Origin of the sequence: Streptomyces sp. NPDC059080 (assembly GCF_042739975.1) — a bacterium.
GTDB lineage: Bacteria > Actinomycetota > Actinomycetes > Streptomycetales > Streptomycetaceae > Streptomyces > Streptomyces benahoarensis.
In genome coordinates this window covers 306122-327797 of record NZ_JBHYGX010000001.1, presented here as the reverse complement: position 1 = coordinate 327797, position 21676 = coordinate 306122, and the positions used below count along the sequence as shown (strand labels likewise).

At 73.3% G+C, this 21676-nt stretch carries 17 protein-coding genes and 1 tRNA gene; 11 read left to right on the top strand and 7 right to left on the bottom strand.

Annotated elements, in window-relative coordinates; genetic code table 11:
- Positions 1–47 precede the first annotated feature (47 nt).
- Positions 48–135 (bottom strand) — tRNA-Leu (locus ACFWWQ_RS00905).
- Positions 136–535: 400 nt separating this feature from the next.
- On the opposite strand from ACFWWQ_RS00905, the gene ACFWWQ_RS00900 reads away from it, so the two are divergent.
- From ACFWWQ_RS00900 to ACFWWQ_RS00885, 4 genes are all read left to right on the top strand, one after another.
- Positions 536–2218 carry a thiamine pyrophosphate-binding protein gene (locus ACFWWQ_RS00900; protein WP_384587937.1) on the top strand — a complete coding sequence of 561 codons (1683 nt, stop codon included), beginning with the start codon at positions 536–538 and terminating at the stop codon, positions 2216–2218.
- 12 nt (positions 2219–2230) lie between these two features.
- On the top strand, positions 2231–3460 hold the full coding sequence (gene frc / locus ACFWWQ_RS00895) for a formyl-CoA transferase (protein WP_384587934.1): 1230 nt from the start codon (positions 2231–2233) through the stop codon (positions 3458–3460).
- Complete coding sequence (locus ACFWWQ_RS00890) at positions 3460–5610, top strand: acetate--CoA ligase family protein (protein WP_384587931.1); 2151 nt, start codon at positions 3460–3462, stop codon at positions 5608–5610. The genes frc and ACFWWQ_RS00890 overlap by 1 nt, the downstream gene beginning before the upstream one ends.
- 75 nt (positions 5611–5685) lie before the next feature.
- Positions 5686–7128, top strand: a complete 1443-nt coding sequence (locus ACFWWQ_RS00885; protein ID WP_384587928.1) for an OFA family MFS transporter — start codon at positions 5686–5688, stop codon at positions 7126–7128.
- 63 nt (positions 7129–7191) lie between these two features.
- Here the strand turns inward: ACFWWQ_RS00885 and ACFWWQ_RS00880 are convergent, their stop codons facing one another.
- Positions 7192–7560, bottom strand: coding sequence for a chorismate mutase (locus ACFWWQ_RS00880; protein WP_384587925.1), 369 nt, complete (start codon positions 7558–7560; stop codon positions 7192–7194).
- 274 nt (positions 7561–7834) lie between these two features.
- Complete coding sequence (locus tag ACFWWQ_RS00875; protein ID WP_384588149.1) at positions 7835–8536, bottom strand: GntR family transcriptional regulator; 702 nt, start codon at positions 8534–8536, stop codon at positions 7835–7837.
- Positions 8537–8719: 183 nt separating this feature from the next.
- Here ACFWWQ_RS00875 and fdhD point away from each other — a divergent pair, with 183 nt between their 5' ends.
- Entirely contained in the window at positions 8720–9574 is an 855-nt protein-coding gene (gene fdhD, locus ACFWWQ_RS00870) for a formate dehydrogenase accessory sulfurtransferase FdhD (RefSeq protein WP_384587921.1), read from the top strand.
- 100 nt (positions 9575–9674) lie between these two features.
- Here the strand turns inward: fdhD and ACFWWQ_RS00865 are convergent, their stop codons facing one another.
- Positions 9675–10751: a bile acid:sodium symporter family protein gene (locus ACFWWQ_RS00865; RefSeq protein ID WP_384587918.1), complete on the bottom strand. Its 1077-nt coding sequence runs from the start codon at positions 10749–10751 to the stop codon at positions 9675–9677.
- Between the two features lie 212 nt (positions 10752–10963).
- On the opposite strand from ACFWWQ_RS00865, the gene ACFWWQ_RS00860 reads away from it, so the two are divergent.
- The 3 genes from ACFWWQ_RS00860 to ACFWWQ_RS00850 all read left to right on the top strand — a co-directional run bounded on the left by ACFWWQ_RS00860 (position 10964) and on the right by ACFWWQ_RS00850 (position 14934).
- Entirely contained in the window at positions 10964–11827 is an 864-nt protein-coding gene (locus ACFWWQ_RS00860) for a LysR family transcriptional regulator (RefSeq protein WP_384587915.1), read from the top strand.
- A gap of 326 nt (positions 11828–12153) precedes the next feature.
- A complete protein-coding gene (locus tag ACFWWQ_RS00855) occupies positions 12154–13980 on the top strand; it encodes an AMP-dependent synthetase/ligase (protein WP_384587912.1) in 1827 nt (608 codons plus the stop codon).
- A 120-nt stretch (positions 13981–14100) separates the two neighbouring features.
- Entirely contained in the window at positions 14101–14934 is an 834-nt protein-coding gene (locus ACFWWQ_RS00850) for an aldo/keto reductase (RefSeq protein ID WP_384587909.1), read from the top strand.
- A gap of 68 nt (positions 14935–15002) precedes the next feature.
- On the opposite strand, the gene ACFWWQ_RS00845 is transcribed toward ACFWWQ_RS00850, so the two are convergent.
- The 3 genes from ACFWWQ_RS00845 to ACFWWQ_RS00835 all read right to left on the bottom strand — a co-directional run bounded on the left by ACFWWQ_RS00845 (position 15003) and on the right by ACFWWQ_RS00835 (position 17880).
- Positions 15003–15767 (bottom strand): DUF2637 domain-containing protein, encoded by a 765-nt coding sequence (locus ACFWWQ_RS00845; protein ID WP_384587906.1) that lies wholly within the window; start codon positions 15765–15767, stop codon positions 15003–15005.
- 520 nt (positions 15768–16287) lie between these two features.
- Positions 16288–16734: a hypothetical protein gene (locus ACFWWQ_RS00840; RefSeq protein ID WP_384587903.1), complete on the bottom strand. Its 447-nt coding sequence runs from the start codon at positions 16732–16734 to the stop codon at positions 16288–16290.
- A 165-nt stretch (positions 16735–16899) separates the two neighbouring features.
- A complete protein-coding gene (locus ACFWWQ_RS00835; RefSeq protein WP_384587900.1) occupies positions 16900–17880 on the bottom strand; it encodes a class I SAM-dependent methyltransferase in 981 nt (326 codons plus the stop codon).
- Positions 17881–18005: 125 nt separating this feature from the next.
- Here ACFWWQ_RS00835 and ACFWWQ_RS00830 point away from each other — a divergent pair, with 125 nt between their 5' ends.
- From ACFWWQ_RS00830 to ACFWWQ_RS00820, 3 genes are all read left to right on the top strand, one after another.
- Positions 18006–19058, top strand: coding sequence for a DUF1266 domain-containing protein (locus ACFWWQ_RS00830; RefSeq protein WP_384587897.1), 1053 nt, complete (start codon positions 18006–18008; stop codon positions 19056–19058).
- A 60-nt stretch (positions 19059–19118) separates the two neighbouring features.
- Entirely contained in the window at positions 19119–20504 is a 1386-nt protein-coding gene (locus ACFWWQ_RS00825) for a cryptochrome/photolyase family protein (protein ID WP_384587894.1), read from the top strand.
- A 351-nt stretch (positions 20505–20855) separates the two neighbouring features.
- Positions 20856–21665, top strand: coding sequence for an endo alpha-1,4 polygalactosaminidase (locus ACFWWQ_RS00820; RefSeq protein WP_384587891.1), 810 nt, complete (start codon positions 20856–20858; stop codon positions 21663–21665).
- The last annotated feature ends 11 nt before the right edge of the window (positions 21666–21676 follow it).

Here is a 21676-nt window from a genome sequence, read left to right as displayed (position 1 = left end):
GGAAACGAAACATCCCCACGGCCTCAACGAGACCGTGGGGATGTGACTGGTGTCCGAGGGGGGACTTGAACCCCCACGCCCGATAAAGGGCACTAGCACCTCAAGCTAGCGCGTCTGCCATTCCGCCACCCGGACCAGGTGCGGTCTTCGCGGGGGTGTGCCCCGCGGCGACATGGACAACGATACCAAGGTTTCGGAGCGCCTTTCACCTGCGTATCTGCTGGACAGATCCATGCGTAGTGGACGATAGGGGACAAAGTGCGCACAGGTGATCCGTAGCCCCGCACGCATCAGGCACCTCATGAGGTGCCTCACTCGCCTCGGGGCACAGACACCCGCATTCGCGGCGACACCCTTTCCGTGCACGACCCGGGCATGACCAATCCTTGGCCCGAACGCGCCCCCTTACCCCCTGGACAGCGGCCGGACGATGCGGGATAACGGGTTCATACAGTATTCGTCGACTGTATGCAATCCACATCCGACCATGTCACGGGTCGTCTGCGAGCGGCCCCTCGAAGGGAAGCGATGCCCCATGCCCGAGGACGCGCAGGACCTCATCTCCGGCGGGCACCTCGTTGCGAAGGCGCTCAAGGCGGAAGGTGTGGACGTCGTCTACACCCTCTGTGGCGGGCACATCATCGATATCTATGACGGCTGCGTCGACGAGGGCATCGAGGTCATCGACGTACGCCATGAGCAGGTCGCCGCGCACGCCGCCGACGGGTACGCACGGATCACCGGGAAGCCGGGGTGTGCCGTGGTCACCGCGGGCCCCGGGACGACGGATGCGGTCACCGGGGTCGCCAACGCCTTCCGGGCGGAGTCGCCGATGCTGCTGATCGGCGGGCAGGGGGCGAGCACCCAGCACAAGATGGGGTCGCTCCAGGACCTGCCGCACGTCGACATGATGGCGCCGATCACCAAGTTCGCGGCGACCGTGCCGGACACCGCGCGCGTCGCCGACATGGTCTCGATGGCGTTCCGCGAGTGCTACCACGGCGCCCCCGGACCGTCGTTCCTGGAGATCCCCCGGGATGTCCTCGACGCCAAGGTCGAGCGGGACAAGGCGCGGGTGCCCGCGGCCGGGCGGTACCGGGCCTCGACGCGGTCGCCGGGCGATCCGGACGACGTACAGAAGCTCGCCGATCTGCTGGTGCGGGCCGAGCGGCCGGCGATGTTGCTGGGCAGCCAGGTCTGGACGACCCGGGCCACCGACGCGGCCACCTCGCTGGTGCGGGCGCTGAACATCCCCGCGTACATGAACGGCGCCGGGCGCGGGACGCTGCCGCCCGGGGATCCGCACCACTTCCAGCTCTCGCGGCGACACGCCTTCTCGCGGGCCGACGTCATCGTCATCGTCGGCACCCCGTTCGACTTCCGGATGGGGTACGGCAAGCGACTGTCGCCGGAGGCCACCGTCGTGCAGATCGATCTGGACTACCGCACGGTCGGGAAGAACCGCGATGTGGATCTGGGGATCGTGGGCGACGCGGGGCTGGTGCTCACCGCCGTCGCCGAGGCCGCGTCCGGGCAGCCGTCGGGCGGCTCGGTGCAGCGCAAGGAGTGGCTGGAGGAGCTGCGGGCCGTCGAGCGGGCCGCGCTGGAGAAGCGGCTGCCGCAGCTGCGCTCGGACGCCCACCCGATCCACCCGTACCGCCTGGTCAGCGAGATCAACGACTTTCTGACCGAGGACTCGGTGTACATCGGGGACGGCGGTGACATCGTCACCTTCTCCGGGCAGGTGGTGCAGCCGAAGGCGCCGGGGCACTGGATGGACCCGGGGCCGCTGGGGACGCTCGGGGTCGGGGTGCCGTTCGTGATGGCGGCGAAGCAGGCGCGGCCGGAGAAGGAGGTCGTGGCGCTCTTCGGGGACGGCGCGTTCTCGCTGACCGGGTGGGACTTCGAGACGCTGGTCCGCTTCGATCTGCCGTTCGTCGGGATCGTCGGCAACAACTCCTCGATGAACCAGATCCGTTACGGGCAGCGCGCCAAGTACGGCGACGACCGGGAGCGGGTCGGCAACACCCTCGGCGATGTGCCGTACGACCAGTTCGCACGGATGCTCGGCGGCCACGGCGAGGAGGTGCGCGATCCGGCGCAGATCCGTCCGGCGCTGGAGCGGGCGCGGGAGAGCGGCAAGCCGTCGCTGATCAATGTGTGGGTGGATCCGGACGCGTACGCCCCCGGAACGATGAACCAGACGATGTACAAGTGAGGTGAACCCGTCGTGACCAAGGCACTTGAGGGCGTCCGCGTCCTCGACATGACGCATGTGCAGTCCGGGCCCTCCGCCACGCAGTTGCTGGCCTGGCTCGGCGCGGACGTGGTCAAGCTGGAGGCGACCACCGGGGACATCACGCGGCAGCAGCTGCGCGATCTGCCGGACGCCGACTCCCTCTACTTCACGATGCTCAACTGCAACAAGCGGAGCATCACCCTCAACACCAAGAGCCCGCGCGGCAAGGAGCTCCTCACCGAGCTGATCGCCCGCAGCGACGTCCTGGTGGAGAACTTCGGCCCCGGCGCCGTCGACCGGATGGGCTTCCCCTGGGAGCGCGTCCAGGAGATCAACCCGCGGCTGGTCTACGCCTCCATCAAGGGCTTCGGCGACGGCCCGTACACCGCGTTCAAGGCGTACGAAGTGGTGGCGCAGGCGATGGGCGGGGCGATGGCGACGACCGGTTTCGAGGACGGGCCGCCGCTGGCGACCGGCGCGCAGATCGGCGATTCGGGGACCGGTGTGCACTGCGTCGCGGGCATCCTCGCCGCGCTCTACCAGCGCGAACGCACCGGCCGGGGCCAGCGCGTGAACGTCGCGATGCAGCACGCGGTACTGAACCTGTGCCGGGTCAAGCTCCGCGACCAGCAGCGGCTGACGCACGGCGCGCTGGCCGAGTATCCGAACGAGAGCTTCGGCGACACGGTGCCGCGCAGCGGGAACGCCAGCGGCGGCGGGCAGCCCGGCTGGGCGGTGCGGTGCGCGCCCGGCGGCCCGAACGACTACGTGTACGTGATCGTGCAGCCGGTCGGCTGGCGGCCGCTGACCGAGCTGATCGGACGCCCGGAGCTGGCGGACGACCCGGAGTGGGCGACGCCCCAGGCGCGGTTGCCGAAGCTGGCGAAGATGTTCCAGCTGATCGAGGAGTGGAGCGCCACGCTGCCCAAGTGGGAGGTGCTGGAGCGGTTCAACGCCCACAACATCCCGTGCGGTCCGGTGCTGTCGACGAAGGAACTCATCGAGGACGCGTCGCTGGCTGCCGACGGGATGGTGGTGACCGTCGATCACCCCGAGCGCGGCGCGTTCACCACCGTCGGCTCCCCGCTGAAGCTGTCCGACTCCCCCGTCGAGGTCGACCGCTCGCCGCTGCTGGGCGAGCACAACCAGGAGGTGTACGGCGGCGAGTTGGGGCTCGCCGACGAGGAACTGCGGCTGCTCAAGGCGAACGGAGTGATCTGATGGCGGAGCACGAGGACGGGACGGGGCGCGCCGAGACCGTGCGGGCGGTGCTGGCGGCGGCGCGGGCCGAGGGGCGTACCGCGCTGACCGCGCCCGAGGGCCGGCGGCTGGCCGAGGCGTACGGCATCGCGACCCCGGCGGAGGGGCTGGCGGAGACCGTCGATGATGCGGTGGCGCTGGCCGACCGGATCGGATTCCCGGTGGCGTTGAAGATCGTCTCGCCGGACATCGTGCACAAGACGGAGGCGGGCGGGGTGCGGACCGCGCTGGCGTCCGCCGCCGAGGTGCGCGCCGCCTTCTGCGACATCGTACGGAGCGCGACCGCGCACTCCCCCGGGGCGCGGATCGACGGGGTGCTGGTGCAGGAGATGGTCTCCGGCGGCCAGGAGGTGATCGTCGGGGCGGTGACGGATCCGACGTTCGGGAAGGTGGTGGCGTTCGGGCTCGGCGGGGTTCTGGTGGAGGCGCTGGGGGACGTCACGTTCCGGCTGGCGCCCGCGAGCGATGAGGACGCCGCGTCGATGCTGGACTCGATCCGGGCGGCGGAGGTGCTGCGCGGCGTGCGGGGCGCGCCGCCCGTGGACCGCTCGGCGCTGACCGGACTGATCGTGCGGACGTCGCAACTGGCCGCGGATTTCCCGGAGATCGCGGAGATCGATCTCAACCCGGTGTTCGCGGCGGCGGACGGGGTGCGCGCCGCGGACGTGCGGATCCTGCTGGCGCAGGGCGCTCCGGCGGTGCGGCGGCAACGCTCGCGGGAGGAGATCCTGACCGCGATGCGGAGGCTGATGCGGCCGCGGTCGGTCGCGGTGATCGGGGCGTCGGCGGAGCCCGGCAAGATCGGGAACTCGGTGATGCGCAACCTCGTCGACGGCGGTTTCCCCGGCGAGATCCATCCGGTGAACCCGAAGGCCGACGACATCCTGGGCCGCAAGGCGTACCGCTCGGTGCGGGACGTCCCCGGTGAGGTCGATGTGGCGGTGTTCGCCATTCCGGCGCCGCTGGTGCCCGCGGCGCTGGAGGAGGCCGGGCGCAAGGGCATCCCGAACGCCGTGCTGATCCCGTCCGGCTTCGCCGAGACCGGGGAACACGCCCTCCAGGAGCGGCTGGTGGCGATCGGCGAGGAGTACGGCATCCGGCTGCTGGGGCCGAACATCTACGGCTACTACTCCACCTGGCAGGACCTGTGCGCCACCTTCTGCACCCCGTACGACGTCCGCGGCGGGACGGCGCTGACCTCGCAGTCCGGCGGTATCGGGATGGCGATCCTCGGCTTCGCGCGGGCCACCGGCACGGGCGTCTCGGCGATCGTGGGCCTCGGCAACAAGGCGGACGTCGACGAGGACGATCTGCTCACCTACTTCGCCGAGGACGCGCACACCGACTGTGTGGCGATGCACCTGGAGGACCTGAAGGACGGCCGGGCGTTCGTGGCAGCGGCGCGCGCGACGGTGCCGCACAAGCCGGTGGTGGTGCTGAAGGCGGGGCGGACCGGCGCGGGGGCACGGGCCGCCGGTTCGCACACCGGGGCGCTGGCCGGGGACGACGCGGTCTACGACGACATCCTGCGGCAGGCGGGCGTGATCCGGGCGCCGGGGCTGGCGGAGATGCTGGAGTACGCGCGGGCGCTACCGGTGCTGCCCACGCCCGCCGGGGACAACGTCGTCGTGATCACCGGTGCGGGCGGTTCGGGGGTGCTGCTGTCGGACGCGATCGTCGACAACGGGCTGCGGCTGATGGACATCCCCGGCGATCTCGACGCGGCGTTCCGGCGGTTCATACCGCCGTTCGGGGCGGCCGGGAATCCGGTGGACATCACGGGCGGGGAGCCGCCGTCGACGTACGAGGCGACGATCCGGCTGGGTCTGGAGGATCCCCGTATCCATGCGCTGGTGCTCGGCTACTGGCACACCCTCGTCACCCCGCCAATGGTCTTCGCGGAGCTGACGGCGCGGCTGGTCGCGGAGTTCCGGGCGCGCGGGATCGAGAAGCCGGTGGTGGCGTCGCTGGCCGGGGACACCGAGGTCGAGGAGGCGTGCGCGTACCTCTTCGAGCGGGGTGTCGTGGCGTATCCGTACACGACGGAGAAGCCGGTGGCGGTGCTCGGGGCGAAGTACCGCTGGGCGCGGGCGGCGGGGAGGCTGCCGTGAGACCGGCCATGCGGACGTGCGGAGAGCGGACAGGGGGGAGCTGACGGCGGCCATGCGACGGGCAGGGGACGGACGATGAGCACGGGGACGGAACAGGACAACAAGGAAGACGGGGGCGGGGCGGACCGGCGGGCCGGGTACCGCAACGTCACGGACGGCAAGGGGCGGGTCTACCGGATCGGCGAGAGCGACCGGGATCTGCTGGGGCATTCCCGCAAGCTGATGGTGTATCTGCCGTGGGTCGCGATGATGGCGATCAGCGTGTCGGAGTACGCGTACGGCTCCGCCGAGGACACGCTCTCGCGCGCGCACGGCTGGTCGCAGAGCGACACCTTCTGGATTCTGAGCGTCTGGGTGTTCTTCCAGGCGGGCATCGCCTTCCCCGCGGGGTGGTTACGGGAGCGGGGGGTGCTGACCGCGCGGTGGGCGATGTACCTCGGTTCGGTGCTGTGCCTGGTGGGCTTCGCGGCGCTGGCGCATGTGGACAGCGTGGCGCTGGCGCTCTGCGGTTTCGGTGTGGTCGGCGGTCTCGGTTCGGGGCTGATCTATGCGACCTGCATCAACATGGTCGGCAAGTGGTTCCCGGAGCGGCGGGGCGCGAAGACCGGCTTCGTCAACGGCGGCTTCGCCTACGGCGCGCTGCCGTTCATCTTCCTCTTCAACTACGCCTTCGACACCTCCGACTACGACGAGGTGCTGGACCTCATCGGGGTGTACATCCTCGTCGTGGTGGCGGCCTGTGCCTGGTTCTTCCGGGATCCGCCGCCGAACTGGTGGCCGCCGCACATCGCGCCGCCGGCCGGGACGCCGGACGGTGCGGCGCCGCCGGTGGCCGACCGCCGGAGCGCGGCGAGTCTGGCGAAGAACCCGCCCGCGGTACGGCAGTTCACCCCGAAGGAGGCGCTGCGCAGCGGGATGCTGCCGCTGATGTGGCTGTCCGTCGTGCTGACGGCCGGGGTGTCGATCTTCGGGATCTCCTTCCAGGTGGACTACGCGCGGGAGGTCGGCTTCGGGCCACTGGTGGCGGCGTCGTCGATGGGCGTGATGTCCCTCGTCAACGGCGTCGGGCGGGCCGTCATGGGATGGCTGTCGGATCTGTGGGGCCGCCGGACCACGCTGGTCTTCGTCATCGTGGTGCTGGGGCTGGCGCAGTTCGGGGTGATCTGGGCGGGGAACGTCCACAGCCAGTGGCTGTTCCTCGTCTTCGCGTTCCTCTCCGGCTTCGGCGGCGGCGCGTTCTACCCGCTGTTCGCCACGCTGACCCCGGACTACTTCGGGGAGAACTACAACGCCACCAACTACGGCCTGGTCTACAGCGGGAAGCTGATCAGCGGGCTGTTCGGCGGCGGGCTCGGCTCGATGGTGGTGGGCGCCTGGGGGTACGACGGCGCCTATGCGCTGGCCGGTGGTGTCTCGCTGGTGGCGGCCGGGTGCGTGCTGCTGTTGCGGCAGCCGGGCCGGGAGCGGCCGCGGGCGGCGATGCCCGGTAAGCGGCCGGTCAGCCGTGAGCTGATCTGAGGCGCGCCCGGTGAGCGGGATCGAGCGGGGCGGGCGGTGCCGGGGAGGCGCCGCCCGCTCCGGTCATCCGTCGGTGGGGGTGCCCGGTGTCTCGTGGGTGCCCTCGGCGATGGCGCGGTGGTGGCGGACCACCTCGCTGATGATGAAGTTGAGGAACTTCTCGGCGAACGACGGGTCGAGCCGGGCGTCGGCGGCGAGCGTGCGCAGCCGCTCGATCTGGGCGGCCTCACGGGCCGGGTCGGCGGGCGGCAGGCTGTGCCGGGCCTTCAATTCGCCGACCTGCTGGGTGCACTTGAACCGCTCGGCGAGCAGATGCACCAGCGCGGCATCGAGGTTGTCGATGCTGCTGCGCAGGTAGAGCAGCCGCTCCCGGGCCGCCCGGTCGGAGACGGCCGCCGCCTCGCCGGCCTCGGGTGCTGTCCCCTCGCTCATACGTGTCTCGCCATTCGTCATCGGGTGGTGCGTGATCGTATGCAGATTACCGGTCCGCCGCGCCGCCGGTCAGGGGCGTCTCGGGGAGCGGAACGGGCGGGGGTGTCCGGGTGACGTGGAGCGACGCCCGGTGGGGTGGGCCGGAGGCTCCGGTGGCGCGGGGCCGGGCGGTCCGGGGCGGACGCCGAGGCGCGGGCCCGGGCCGGGCGTCCGTGCTCCGCGGCAGCCCGGAGGCCCGCCCGGGTCCCGGGGCCCGGGAGGCCCGCCCCGCCGCTCACCCGCGCCGTTGGTCGTGCCCGTTCTCCCGCGCCCGCTCGCGATACGTACGCCGGGTGTGCTCGGTGTGGGCGCGCATCACGGCGGTGGCGCGTGCCTCGTCGCGGTCGGCGATGGCGGCGATCAGTTCGCGGTGCTCGATCCACGACTGGGCGCCGCGCTGCCGGGCCACCGGGGTGTAGTACCAGCGCACCCGGCGGCCGACCTGCTCGGCCAGCTCGGCGAGGACGGCGTTGCCCGCCAGCTCCATCACCTTGGCGTGGAACGCGGCGTTGGCCGCCACCGCGCCGTCCACGTCGTCGTCGCGCACCGCGCGCTCACCGGTGACGCACAGCTCTTCCAGGGCGGCGATGCCCGGCGATCCGGTGTGCGCGGCGGCCAGCCGGGCGGCCTCGGCCTCCAGCAGCGTACGGACCGAGAGCAGTTGGTCGGCCTCCTCCTCGGTCGGCTCGTGGACGAACGCGCCCTGGGCGGGCCGCAGATCGACCCAGCCGTCGGTGTTCAGCCGCTGCAGCGCCTCCCGGACCGGCTGCCGGGAGACGCCGAGGTGCCCGGCGAGTTCGCTCTCCACCAGGTGGGCTCCGGGGCGCAGCGCGCGGGTGGTGATGAGTTCAAGCAGCGCCTCGTAGACCCGCTCGCGCAGTGGGCCGGGCCGTTCGAGCTTCGGGACGGCTCCGTATGGAAGTCCGCTGGACAGCATCGGGTCCCCCTTGGTGTGGCGGCCGGGCGCGGCCCTCGGGGGCGGCACCGGACGGCCGCTCATGGCTATCGTCTACAGTTTACCGAGTACGTTGTACCGTTACACCGGGCCTGCCGCACCCCTCACCGGCGACGGCACACCGGGCACCGCACACCGGGCACCGCACGGCGGGTGGAGGCAGACATGGGACGGGTCACCGAACGGCGCCGCGTCATCCGCGTACGGGACGGCTCCGTGGGTGCCCGGCCCGACACCCTGGTCGTCGAGGAGCCGCTGGAGATCCGGCTGAACGGCAAGCCACTGGCGATCACCATGCGCACCCCGGGCGACGACTTCGCGCTCGCGGCCGGTTTCCTCGTCAGCGAGGGCGTCCTGGCGTCCGCCGCGGAGCTGGCGAACATCGTCTACTGCGCCGGTGCCACCGACGACGGCGCGAACACCTACAACGTCGTCGACGTCCGCCTCGCGCCCGGCGTTCCGGTGCCGGACATCAGCCTGGAGCGGAACGTCTACACCTCGTCGTCGTGCGGACTGTGCGGCAAGGCGAGCCTGGACGCGGTGCGCACCACCGCACGCTGGGCGCCGGACGCCTCCCGCGGCCCCGCGGTCCGCCTCACACCGGAGACGCTGAGCACCTTCCCCGACCGGCTGCGCGGCGCCCAGCGGGTCTTCGACCGGACGGGCGGGCTGCACGCGGCCGCGCTGTTCCGCCCGGACGGTGAGCTGCTGGACGTATGCGAGGACGTCGGGCGGCACAACGCCGTCGACAAGGCCGTCGGGCGGGCGCTCCAGGACGACCGGCTGCCACTGTCGTCGTGCGTGCTGATGGTCTCCGGCCGGGCCTCGTTCGAGCTGGCGCAGAAGGCGGTGATGGCGGGCATCCCCGCGCTCGCCGCCGTCTCCGCCCCGTCGTCGCTCGCCGTGGACCTCGCCGCCGAGACCGGCCTGACGCTGGTCGGCTTCCTCCGCGGCAGCTCCATGAACGTCTACGCGGGCGCGCACCGCCTCGGCCTCGACGAGACGGCCGACGGGAGCTGAGCCCCGGGCGTCCGTCAGCCGCCCGCGCCCTTCCCCGCGCCGTCGGCGCCGTCGACCGGGCGGACGGGCGGACGGGCGGACGGGCGGACGGGCGGCGGTCCTAACGGGGCTCCCCGGCGCCGACCGGCTCACCGTCGTGGGTCTCGGCGGGGCCGTCGCCCTCCGGGACGTCCGCCGGGCGGCCCGCCTCCGGGCCGTCCGCCTCCGCCCGCGCCGCATACCGCTTCGCCAGCACCGCGCAGACCATCAGCTGCATCTGGTGGAAGAGCATCAGCGGCAGCACCGCCAGGCCCGCCTGGGCGCCGAAGAGGACGCTGGCCATGGGCAACCCGGCGGCCAGGCTCTTCTTCGAACCGGCGAAGGTGATGGCGATCCGGTCGGCCCGCCCGAAGCCCAGCTTCCGGGAGCCGTACGAGGTCAGGATCAGCATCACCGCGAGCAGCAACCCGAGGACGCCCAGCAGGACCAGCAGGCGCAACGGCGAGACCTGATGCCAGATACCGGCGCTCACCCCGGCGCTGAACGCGCTGTAGACGACCAGCAGGATCGAGCCGCGGTCCACCAGGCCGAGAACCTTCTTGTGCCGGGTGAGGAAACCGCCGATCCAGCGGCGCAGCACCTGGCCCGCCAGGAACGGCAGCAGCAGCTGGCAGACGATCGAGACCAGCGCGCCGCCCGAGACACCGGGCCCCTCACCGTCCAGGAGGAGCGCGGCGAGCAGCGGCGTGACGACGATGCCGACGAGGCTGGAGAACGACCCGGCGCAGATCGCCGCCGCCACATTGCCGCGCGCGATGGAGGTGAACGCGATGGACGACTGGATCGTGGACGGCACCAGGCACAAGAACAGCACGCCGGTGTACAGACCGCCCGGCAGGACGTACGGCACCAGGCCGCGCGACGCCAGGCCGAGCAGCGGGAAGAGCACGAACGTGCAGGCCAGGACGGTCACATGGAGCCGCCAGTGGCGGAGTCCGGCCATCGCCTCGGCGGTCGAGAGGCGGGCTCCGTAGAGGAAGAAGAGGAAGGAGACGGCCCCGGTGGCGGCGGCGTCGGCAACGGTGGCGGCCGATCCGGTGGCCGGGAGGAGCGCGGCGAGTCCGACGGTGGCGAGGAGCGCCAGGATGTATCCGTCCACGGGGAGCCAGGAGGGAAGGGCGAGGGCAGGGCGGCGCATGGTCTCACTTCGGTTGTTCGGCATTCGGATGGCGGCATGGACGGTGCCCTCTCCAGAGTGCCGGTCCCCACGGATATCGGGAACCCCGTTCGCCACACTCACTGTGATGCCGGAACGTGATTACCATGGCCGCACACCGGCCCGTTCCGGCCACGCCGCTCCCCCGGGCGCGGGCCCACGGTGGCCGGACCGTCGCCCACCCGAGGTGCCCCGTGTTCGATCCCGCGCAGTTGCGTACATTCCTCACCGTCGCGCAGACCCTGAGCTTCACCCAGGCCGCGCACCGCATGGGGCTGCGGCAGTCGACCGTCAGCCAGCATGTGCGGAAGCTGGAGGAGGCGGCCGGGCGGCGGCTGTTCGCACGGGACACGCACGGCGTGGAGCTGACCGAGGACGGCGAGGCGATGCTCGGCTTCGCCCGCACCATCCTGGAGGCGAACGAGCGCGCCGCCGGGTTCTTCACCGGCACCCGGCTGCGCGGGCGGCTGCGGTTCGGCGCGTCCGAGGACTTCGTCCTGACGCGGCTGCCGGAGGTCCTGGAGGGGTTCCGCCGCGAACACCCCGAGGTCGATCTGGAGCTGACCGTCGAACTTTCCGGCATCCTCCATGAACTTCTGGCGGCCGGGCGGCTCGACCTCGTCCTGGCAAAGCGGCGCCCGGAGGGGCCCGAGGGCCGGCTGGTGTGGCGGGACCGGCTGGTGTGGGTGGGCAGCGACCGGCTGCGGCTCGATCCGCACCGCCCGGTGCCGCTGGTCGTCTTCCCGCCGCCCGCGGTCACCCGCGCCCGGGCGCTGGAGTGCCTGGAGGAGCACGGCCGGGCCTGGCGCATCGCGTGTACCAGCGGGAGCCTCAACGGGCTGATCGCCGCCACCCGCGCCGGGCTCGGGGTGATGGCGCACACCCTCGGCATGATCCCGCCGGGCCTGGTGCGGATGGCACCCCGGGCCGGGCTGCCGGAGCTGGGCGGGGTGGACTTCGTCCTGCTGCACGGGCGGCGCGCCACCGCCGCCCGCGGTCCCGCCGAGGCGCTGGCCGACGCGATCCTGGCCGGGGGCGACCGGCTGCAACTGCCGTGACGGCCGGTGAACTCCGGCCCGGCTCCGGCCCGGCTCCGGCCCGGCTCCAGCCCGGCTCCAGCCCGGCTCCAGCAGCGGTTTCCGGCCGGACGCTACCGCGGGTTCACCCTTCCGGTGCAGAGATTCGGTGCAGATACGGTCCCCAGGCCGTGATCGTTCCGCAGGTGGATGACCGGCCCATGTCCGCTCTTCCGGGGAGCGGTCCGTTTCCTCCGGGTGGCCTGAGGGCGTCCCGGCCCGTTCGGAACGTGGTAGGGCCCTCCCACGGGGCAATGCCGTGGGGTACGGTCGCGGCCGTGTGAGGAGTACCACAAGGAGCTGGGTCATTGCGCGAGTTCACCGTGGAGCCGTTGGCGACCGGGCCCCGGGTCGGTGGGCTGGCGGACACCGTCTTCGACCATGCGGCACGCGATCCGGACCGGATCGCGCTCGCCCGTAAGGACGGAGAGGGGCGCTGGACCGGCGTCAGCGCCGGACAGTTCCGGGACGAGGTCATGGCGCTGGCCAAGGGCCTGCTCGCCCAGGGCATCCGTTTCGGCGACCGGGTCGGGATCATGTCCCGCACCCGCTACGAATGGACCGTCTTCGACTTCGCCATCTGGGCGATCGGCGGCCAGTCCGTACCGCTGTACCCGACGTCCTCCGCCGAGCAGGTCTTCTGGATGCTGCACAACGCGGGCGTGACGGCCTGTCTGGTGGAGCACGAGGACCATGTGATGACCGTCGGCTCGGTCATCGGGCGGCTGCCGCAGCTGCGCCGCCTGTGGCAGCTCGACGCGGACCCGGTGGCCGAACTGACCGCGGCGGGCGCCCATCTCGACGACGATGTGGTGCACCGGCACCGGATGGCGGTCACCCCGGACGCCATCGCCACGGTCATCTACACCTCGGGCACCACCGGCCGCCCCAAGGGCTGCGTCCTGACCCACGCCAACTTCATGGCGGAGGCGGACAACGTCGTCGAGCGCTACGACTCGGCGTTCCACTCCCGGCCCGGCGACGAGGCGTCCACCCTGCTCTTCCTGCCGCTGTCGCACGTCTTCGGCCGGATGGTCGAGGTCGCCGCCATCCGCGGCAAGGTCAAGCTGGCCCACCAGCCGGAGCTGAGCGCCCGCGCCCTCCTGCCCGACCTGCGCAGCTTCCGGCCGACCTTCGTCCTCGCGGTGCCGTACGTCTTCGAGAAGGTCTTCGCGGCGGCCCGGCGGCGGGCGGAGGCCGAGGGGAAGGAGGGGCCGTTCGACAAGGCCGTCGACGTCGCGATCCGCCACGCCGAGGCTCTGGAGCACAAGGCGTTCGGCACCGGCTCCGGTCCCGGGGCCGCCCTGCGGATGCAGCACCAGTTCTTCGACAAGGTCGTCTACTCCAAGGTCCGCGAGGCGCTGGGCGGCCGGGTGCGGCACGCGATGTCCGGCGGCTCCCGGATGGAGCGCCGCCTCGGCCTGTTCTTCGCCGGTGCCGGGGTGCGGATCTTCGAGGGATACGGCCTGACGGAGTCCACCGCCGCCGCGACCGCCAACCCGCCCGAGCGGACACGGTTCGGCACCGTCGGCACGCCCATCCCCGGCACCACCGTCCGCGTCGCGGTCGACGGCGAGATCTGGCTGCGCGGCGGCCAGGTCTTCCAGGGGTACCTGGGCGATCCGCAGGGCTCCGGCGCCGTGCTGCACGACGGCTGGTTCGCCACCGGCGACCTCGGCTCCTTCGACGAGGACGGCTATCTGACGATCACCGGCCGCAAGAAGGAGGTCCTGATCACCTCCGGCGGCAAGACCGTCTCGCCGGTGGTCCTGGAGGACCGGGTCCGGGCGCACCCGCTGGTCGCGCAGTGCATCGTCGTCGGCAACGACCGGCCGTTCGTCGCCGCGCTGGTGACGCTGGACCCGGAGGCCGTCGCCCACTGGCTGACGATGCGCGGCAAACCGGGCATGCGCCCCATGGAGCTGGTGCGCGACCCGGATCTGGAGGCGGAGATCCGGCGGGCCGTGGTCGCCGCCAACACCCTGGTGTCGCAGGCCGAGTCGATCCGGACGTTCCGGATACTGGCCCACCAGTTCAGCGAGGAGCAGGGGCTGCTGACGCCGTCGCTGAAGCTGAAGCGGAAGGCGATCGAGACGGCGTACGCGGCCGAGGTGGAGGCGCTCTACCGGAGCTGAGCCGGACGGGGCGGCCATCCGGGCGGTACGGGGCCTTTTCTCCCCCGTGTACGGGAATACGCGGCGGCGGGTGATCGTTGTCATCCCCGCACACGCACCACAACGTAAGGATCGATTCCCGTGAGCCAGGTCCCCACCATCACGCTCAACAACGGCGTCACGATGCCGCAGCTCGGTTTCGGCGTCTGGCAGGTGCCGGACGACGAGGCAGCCGTCGTCGTCGGCCACGCCCTGGAGGCCGGCTACCGCAGCATCGACACCGCCGCGATCTACGGCAACGAAACGGGCACCGGCCGGGCGCTCGCCGCCTCCGGCATCCCCCGCGACGAACTCTTCGTCACCACCAAGCTCTGGAACTCCGAGCAGGGCTACGACGCCACGCTGCGCGCCTTCGACGCCTCCCTCGACAAGCTCGGCCTGGAGCAGGTCGACCTGTACCTGATCCACTGGCCGCTGCCCGCCAAGGACGCGTACCTCGACACCTACCGCGCCTTCGAGAAGATCTACGCGGAGGGCCGCGCCCGGGCCATCGGCGTCTCCAACTTCCTCCCCGCCCACCTGGAGCGGCTGATCGGCGAGACGTCGGTCGTCCCGGCGGTCAACCAGATCGAGCTGCACCCGTACTTCCCGCAGGCCGAATCCCGTGCGGTGCACGCCCGGCACGGCATCGCGACGGAGGCGTGGTCGCCGCTGGGCCAGGGCAAGGACCTGCTGGCGGAGCCGGTGCTCACCGAGATCGCGGCCAAGCACGGTGTGACGCCCGCCCAGGTGGTGCTGCGCTGGCACCTCCAGCTCGGCAACGTCGTCATCCCGAAGTCGGTGACGCCGTCGCGGATCGCCGCCAACATCGACGTCTTCGGCTTCGCGCTGGACGACGCGGACCTCGCGGCCGTCGCCGGTCTCGACAACGGCACCCGGCTCGGCCCGGACCCGGCGGCCTTCGACGTCGCCTGAGCCCGGCAGCGGAACGCGCCGCCGTCCCGGTGGACCGGGGCGGCGGCGCGGTGCGTGCGGGCGGCGGGTTACGGCCGGGAGCCCGGCGGTTTGCGATGGTGGCCGCTGCCGGGTTCCTCCGCCGGGGCGGGGCGCGGCGGCGCGGGAGGTCCGATCTGGCGCACCAGCTGGTGGAACGAGAGCAGCGCGGTGATCGGCGGCAGCCCGGCGACGCTGATGGCGGACAGCGTCAGCGGGGCGTGCGCGACGCACAGCACGACGGCGAGGGCGGAGAAGAGGATGACCACGCACCACGAGTGCGCGACGCGGCGGCCGTTGGCGGAGGCGCGCAGGATGGCGAGCGACGCCACCATCCAGGGGCCGTAGATCAGCAGCGGCCACAGGTCGGCGAGGCCGCCGGAGGCGCCCTCAGAGGCGAGGGCGCGCAGCGGCGCGTAGCAGACCATGGCGCCCAGCACGCTGATCATCACGGCGGTGAGAGCGGCGACGGTGGCGCTGATCCGCCGCGCCCAGCGCCGCAGCCGGGCGGAGTCGGCGCGGTGGACGCCGGGCCGGTGCTGCCGGGTGCGCGCATGGCTGACGGCGGGCCCGGCGGGCGGTGGCGCCGGATATCCGTCCGCCGCGCGCGGGTCCTGGGGCGCCGGGCCGTCGGTCTCCCACACCGGGACGTTCGCCCAGGCGACCGCGTCGAACCCGTAGGGGTCCGGCTGCGGTGCGAACAGCGGGATGCCGGCCGGGGGTTCGGTGTCCCGGACCGGACGGGCGAAGGTGCCCTGGCTCGGCACGAACTCATCGGTCTGCTGCACCGGGATGTAGGTCTGGGTCTCGTGCACGTCATGTCTTTCGGGAGGAGGACCCGGCCGGGATACGCGTGCGCCGCGGGCCCGCAGTGGCGCAGCCGCCGGGGCGGGCCCGCAGTGGCGGGGCCGGATCGGGTGAGGGACGTGGTCGCAGGGGGACGTTCACGGACGGCGCGCGGCGCCGAACCGCCCGGGGGCCGCGCGGCCGGACGCCGATCGGCACGCGGCGGGGCGGCGCGTACGTATGCGCCGGGCCCGGGCGGGCGTACGGCGGGCGGGCGGTGGCCCCGCGCAGGCACCGGAGCGGCCGGCGGGACGGTGGCGGGGCGGCCCGCCGGGTCCTTCGGCTCGGCGCACGGCGGGGCCACCCGGCCGCGCACGGTCACTGGCGCGTGCTGACATCACGCCCGGTCCAACGAACAAACCGGCCAGTCGTACATGCTGCATTCGAGTGATGCGGAAGCACCCGGAATCGCGAACGGGTTCGGCCGGTCGGCGTCACGCGGGGTGTCGCTCACGCACCGTCCGGCCGCACGCCGGCCGGGCGTGCGGTTCAGCGGCGGCAGCGACGCCGCCGGCAGCAGCAGCCCCAGCGTGCGCCGGTGCTGAGCAGGCCCAGGCCGATGCCGAGCATCCAGGTGTCCTTGGCGAGCGGGATGCCGTCCTGGGTGGGGCGCAGGCTGCCCGGCTCGCGCATTCCGGGGGTGCGGAGATAGAGGCCGACGAGTCCGGCGGAGAACCCGGTGAGCGCGGCGCCGGCGAGGCGGCTCGGTACGACGGGGGCCAGCAGCGCGCTGCCGACGGCCACCTCCGACCAGGCCAGCAGCCGCACGAAGACGCGTGGTTCGATTTTCTCCAGGAACGGGTACGCGGTGCAGGCCATGCCGTGGATCCCGGCGGCGGTCTCGTCGTCGGCCGTCATCTTGCCCAGACCGGAGTTGAGGAGGAACGCGCCGGTGGCGAGGCGCGGGGCGACGTCACGCGGTTCGGTCAGCTTCATCGGAGCCTCCCTGGATAGGGTCGTCGGCCCCCCGACCGAGCTTAACCAGGGGGCACCGGGGCTGCCATGCCACCGGTGACGGGCCCCGTTCCGGTGGGCCCGGGAGGCGCGGGCGCGCCCCGGTCGCCGGGCGGGCGGCGGCCGGGGCGTTTTCCGGTCCGGTGGCTACCGGGCGCGGGCCGCGTGCACGGTCTGAGCCGCGAGCAGGAAGACGTCCGGGCGGCGGGTGAGACCGGCCGGGTCGTCCGGGTCGAGGAGGCGGGTGGCAACGGCCCGGTCGTCGGGAGCGAACTCGTCGCCGAACGCCTCGACGGCGCGGGCCAGTCCGGCGCTCACGTACGCCCGGCCCGCGGCGGACAACGGGGCGGGCAGGTCGACGAGGAAGCTGCGGCTGTGCGGGGTGCCGAGGCCCGCGTCGGTGAGGACGGCGGGCCAGTCCTCGACGGTGTCCTCGGCGCCGGGCAGCGCGGCCCGCATCCGCGCGAACCACTCCTCGGTCGCCGCGTCCAGCCGCGCCTGGAGGCCCGGGCGGCCCAGTCCGATGTCGCGGGGCAGGAAACGCTGCGGCAGACCGCCCTCGGAGAGGGCGAGCAGACCGCCGGGGCGCAGATGGCGGGCAAGCGTGGCGACGGCGCGCCGCTGGTCGCCGACGTGGTGCAGGGTCCGGCTGGACCAGATGAGATCGGCGTCGCCGACCGGCCCGGCCGGGTGGCCGCCGGGCTCCGGGGCCGCGTCGTCGTCCAGGCCGTCGGGGAGTTCGGCGCGGTGGGTGGTGACGCGGTCGGCGAGGCCGAGGGCGGCGGCCCGGGCGCGGGCGCGGTCCAGCAGCGCGGGTGTGGGGTCGACGGCGACGACCTCTGCCTCGGGGAAGGCACGGGCCAGCAGGCAGGTGGCGACGCCGGGGCCGCTGCCGACGTCCAGGATGCGGCGGACGGGGGCGGCGGGCCGGTCCGGGTCCTGCGGGGTGAGCAGGGTGCGCAGCCAGGCGGCGGCCTGCTCGAAGACGGCGGAGTGCAGTTCGGCGCCGCTTTCGAGGAGCGGCCCCATCACCTCCCAGTCCATGTCGGCGTCGCCGTGGTGATGTCCGGGGGCGTGCGCGCCGTGGCCGTGCGCGGGGGTGTGCGGGCGGGCGTCGTCGTGGGTCATGGGGTGAGCCTGGACCGGGCACCGGCGGGGAGCAAGCGTCGTTGCCGGTTCGGCAAGGCTGGGGGTGATTCCTAAGAGATGCCCTGGTGGCGGCGGGTCGGGGCGGGCGCCGTAAGGTCGGGCGGGTGGGTACTCCGGTATGGATGCCGCCGACGGACACCGAGCGGCGGCTGTGCGAGGCAACGGCGCGTGGCGACGGGGCGGGCCAGGTCGCGGCCCTGGCGGGCGAGGATCTCTATCTGGTGGCGCCGCAGCCGGGTCAGGATCCGCTGCCGGTCTACGACGATCCGGTGGCCGGCGGGACATGTCTGCCGGTGCTGACGCGGGGCATGCTGCCGCCCTGGCAGCCGCAGCAGTTCTTCGACCGGGTCTCGGTCGAAGAACTGGCACAGGACTGGCCGAACGACAAGTGGCGGCTGGCGGTCAACCCGGGGACGCCGTCGGCGGCGTATCTGGCGGCGACGCCCGCGCACCGGGCGGCCTGGCTGCAGGCACGCGCCCACTTCGGCGTACGCCCCGGCGGGCTGCTCACCACGCTCGCCACCGGGCCGCTGCACGGGCCGCTGGCGCAGGGGCTGGCCTGCGGGGCGCCGCTGGCGGTGCACCACAGCGTGCCGTGGAACGAACTGGGCACCGCCTTCCTCGACCACGCCTCGGACGCGCAGACGCTGCGCGAGCAGTGGTCGGTGACCGACCCGGCGTCCTGGCAGGAGCGGCTGGAGCAGCTGCTCGGCGGCCGTTTCCTGCCCGCGGAGACCGAGGCGGCGCTCCGCGCCCGCCGGGACGGCGACGCTTCGGAGCAGGACGGCGAGGCCGGGGTGCCGGAGCTGGTGACGCGGTACGAGGAGCGGTTCCGCACGGACGGGCTGCTGCCTGCCGACGGATGCGTGGATTCGGTGCTGGCACTGGACCTCACACACGCGGTGAACCTCGTCCGCTGGGGCCTGGGCGCGCGGCTGTGTGCCCCGCCGCAGGCCGAGCAGGCGGTGCAGCGGGCCGGTGCGCTGGCCCGTGAGGCGTACGGCTCCTGGGAGGGGTACGCAGCCGGGTACGCGCTGGGCCGGATGCTCGCCTTCGACAACGGCTGGTTCGGCGCCCCGTACGCCGAGGCGCTGCATGTGCACCGGGCGCTCACCCAGGATCCGGCGTCGCCGTGGCGGGGGCTGGCGTTCGCCTGAGGCCGGGCGCGGGGTGCGTCGGCGGACACCGGGCCGCGGCGGATGCGCCAGGGTGGGGGCATGGATGTCGCGGTGTGTCTGTTCACGTCCGATCTGCGGGTGCGCGACCAGCCGGTGCTGCGGGCGGCGGTACGGGCCGCGGCCCGGGTGGTGCCGCTGTTCGTCGTGGACTCGGGGGTGGCCGCCGCCGGGTTCGTGACGGCGAACCGTGCCGCGTTCCTGGCGGCCGCGCTGGCCGATCTGGACGCTCAACTGCGCTCCCGGGGCGGGCGGCTGATCGTCCGTACGGGCGAGGTGGTGGCCGAGACCTGCCGGTTGGCGGCGGAGTGCGGCGCCGGGGAGGTGCATCTCGCGGCCGGGGTGTCCGGTTACGCGGCGCGCCGGGAGCGGCGACTGGCGGCCCAACTCGCCGCCGACGGGCGGCGGTTGGTGGTCCACGACGCGGTGATCACGGCGGTGCCGCCGGGCGCGGTGGTCCCCTCGGGGCCGGGCAAGGACCATTTCGCGGTGTTCACGCCGTACTTCCGGCGCTGGCAGGCCGAGGGGACGCGCCCGGTGGTGGCCGCGCCGCGCACGGTCGCGGTGCCGGAGGGGGTGCGTTCGGCGGCGCTGCCCACGGGTGAGGCGCTGTGTCCCGGTGGGCGTCCGTCGCCCGGGCTCCCCGAGGGCGGCGAGACGGCGGGCCGCCGCCGCTTCGCCGCCTGGCGGCGCACGGGGCTGGCCGCGTACGCGGACCGGCACGACGATCTGCCGGGCGACGCCACCTCGCGCCTGTCGCCGTATCTGCACTTCGGCTGCGTCTCCCCGGTGGAGCTGGTCCGCGAGGCGGCGGCCCGGGACGACGCGGGGGCGCGCGCCTTCGTACGGCAGCTGGCATGGCGGGACTTCCACCACCAGGTGCTGGCGGCGCGTCCGGCGGCGGCCTGGCGGGACTACCGCCCCCGGGGCGACCACTGGCGGGGCGACGGCGAGGAGGCGGCGGCCTGGCGGGACGGGCGTACCGGGTATCCCGTGGTCGACGCGGCGCTGCGGCAGCTGCGGCACGAGGGGTGGGTGCACAACCGGGCCCGGCTGCTGGCCGCGAGCTTCCTGACGAAGACGCTGTACGTGGACTGGCGGGTCGGCGCCCGGCACTTCCTCGGTCTGCTGGTGGACGGCGACCTCGCCGACAACCAGCTGAACTGGCAGTGGGCGGCGGGCACCGGCACCGACACCCGCCCGAACCGGGTCCTCAACCCGGTCGTCCAGGGCCGTCGCTTCGACCCGGAGGGCGCGTATGTGCGGCGCTGGGTACCGGAGTTGGCGGACGTACCGGGCGCCGCCGTCCACCGGCCGTGGGAGCTGAGCGGCCGGGAGGGGACTGCGTCGGATTATCCGGTGCCGGTGGTGGAGCTGGGCGAGGGGGTGGCCCGGTTCCGGCGGGCGAGGGGGTTGGACGGAGGGTGAACGGAGGTGGGGGCCGGGCCGGGCGTGGCGCGGGGGCGGCCGGTTGACGGTCGGGCCGATGCGTGACGCGGCCGGGCGGTGACGGGCGCCCCGGCCGGCGCCCGCCCGGCGCCCCCGTCGGCCCCCGTCGGCCTCGGGCCGCCCCCAGGGCGTACGCCGCGGCCAGGGGGCGCACGGCAGGCGAACGCGCCCCGGTGCGTACGCTTCCTGATGTCCCCTCCGAGCGCACGGACCGCGCGCGCTCCGGTCCGCTTCCCGGGCCGGTCCCCCGGGGCGAACCGACCGAAAGCTGATGCCGTCGTGCGCCGCCCGTCCCCTCGCCCCGCGTTGCTCCTCGCCCTGTTGTGCTCGGTGACCGCTCTCTCCGGCTGCTCCCCCACCGCCGGCGGCCCGTCCGGCGCACGGCCCGCGGCCACCTCAACCGCTCCCGGCACAGTGCGGCTGCCGCCCGCCGACGCCGTCTTCGACTACCAGTTGGGCGGCGCGTACCCGCCGCGGGACGACGTACGGGTGGTCTCCCGCGACCGCACCGCGCAACCGGCGGAGGGCCGCTACAGCGTCTGCTACGTCAACGCGTTCCAGACGCAGCCCGGTGCGGCGGTCGGCTGGTGGCGGCACCACCACCCCGAACTGCTGCTGCACGAGGACGGCGACGACGGCCCGTTGGTGATCGACGAGGACTGGGACGAACCGCTGCTGGACGTGTCCACGTCCGCCCGGCGCGCGGCCGCCGCCGAGGTCGTGGGGCGCTGGATCGACGGCTGCGCCACGGCGGGCTTCGACGCTGTGGAGGCCGACAACCTCGACTCGTACGAACGCTCCGGCGGGCGGCTCGACGCGGACGACGCGGCGGCGTTCGCCCGGCTGCTGGCGCAGCGGGCCCACGCACGGGGGCTGGCCTTCGCGCAGAAGAACACCGCCGGACTGCTCGGGGAGCGGGACCGGATCGGCTTCGACTTCGCGGTGACCGAGGAGTGCGCCCGCTACCGGGAGTGCGACCGCTATCTGACCGCCTACGACGGCCGGGTCCTCGACATCGAGTACCGCACCCGGGACTTCACCACCGGCTGCCGCCACTGGGGCGACCGCCTCTCCCTCACCCTGCGCGATCGCGACGTACGGCCCGAAGGGGAGCACGGTTACGTGTACCGGCACTGCTGACGGCGCGGCGC

Excerpts from the sequence above, each read along its gene's own strand:
- ACFWWQ_RS00880 (WP_384587925.1), bottom strand. The coding sequence starts at position 7,560 with ATGAGCGAGGGGACAGCACCCGAGGCCGGCGAGGCGGCGGCCGTCTCC.
- ACFWWQ_RS00890 (WP_384587931.1), top strand. The coding sequence starts at position 3,460 with ATGGCGGAGCACGAGGACGGGACGGGGCGCGCCGAGACCGTGCGGGCG.
- ACFWWQ_RS00875 (WP_384588149.1), bottom strand. The coding sequence starts at position 8,536 with ATGCTGTCCAGCGGACTTCCATACGGAGCCGTCCCGAAGCTCGAACGG.
- ACFWWQ_RS00840 (WP_384587903.1), bottom strand. The coding sequence starts at position 16,734 with ATGAAGCTGACCGAACCGCGTGACGTCGCCCCGCGCCTCGCCACCGGC.
- ACFWWQ_RS00885 (WP_384587928.1), top strand. The coding sequence starts at position 5,686 with ATGAGCACGGGGACGGAACAGGACAACAAGGAAGACGGGGGCGGGGCG.
- fdhD (WP_384587921.1), top strand. The coding sequence starts at position 8,720 with ATGGGACGGGTCACCGAACGGCGCCGCGTCATCCGCGTACGGGACGGC.
- ACFWWQ_RS00900 (WP_384587937.1), top strand. The coding sequence starts at position 536 with ATGCCCGAGGACGCGCAGGACCTCATCTCCGGCGGGCACCTCGTTGCG.
- ACFWWQ_RS00865 (WP_384587918.1), bottom strand. The coding sequence starts at position 10,751 with ATGCGCCGCCCTGCCCTCGCCCTTCCCTCCTGGCTCCCCGTGGACGGA.
- ACFWWQ_RS00825 (WP_384587894.1), top strand. The coding sequence starts at position 19,119 with ATGGATGTCGCGGTGTGTCTGTTCACGTCCGATCTGCGGGTGCGCGAC.
- ACFWWQ_RS00835 (WP_384587900.1), bottom strand. The coding sequence starts at position 17,880 with ATGACCCACGACGACGCCCGCCCGCACACCCCCGCGCACGGCCACGGC.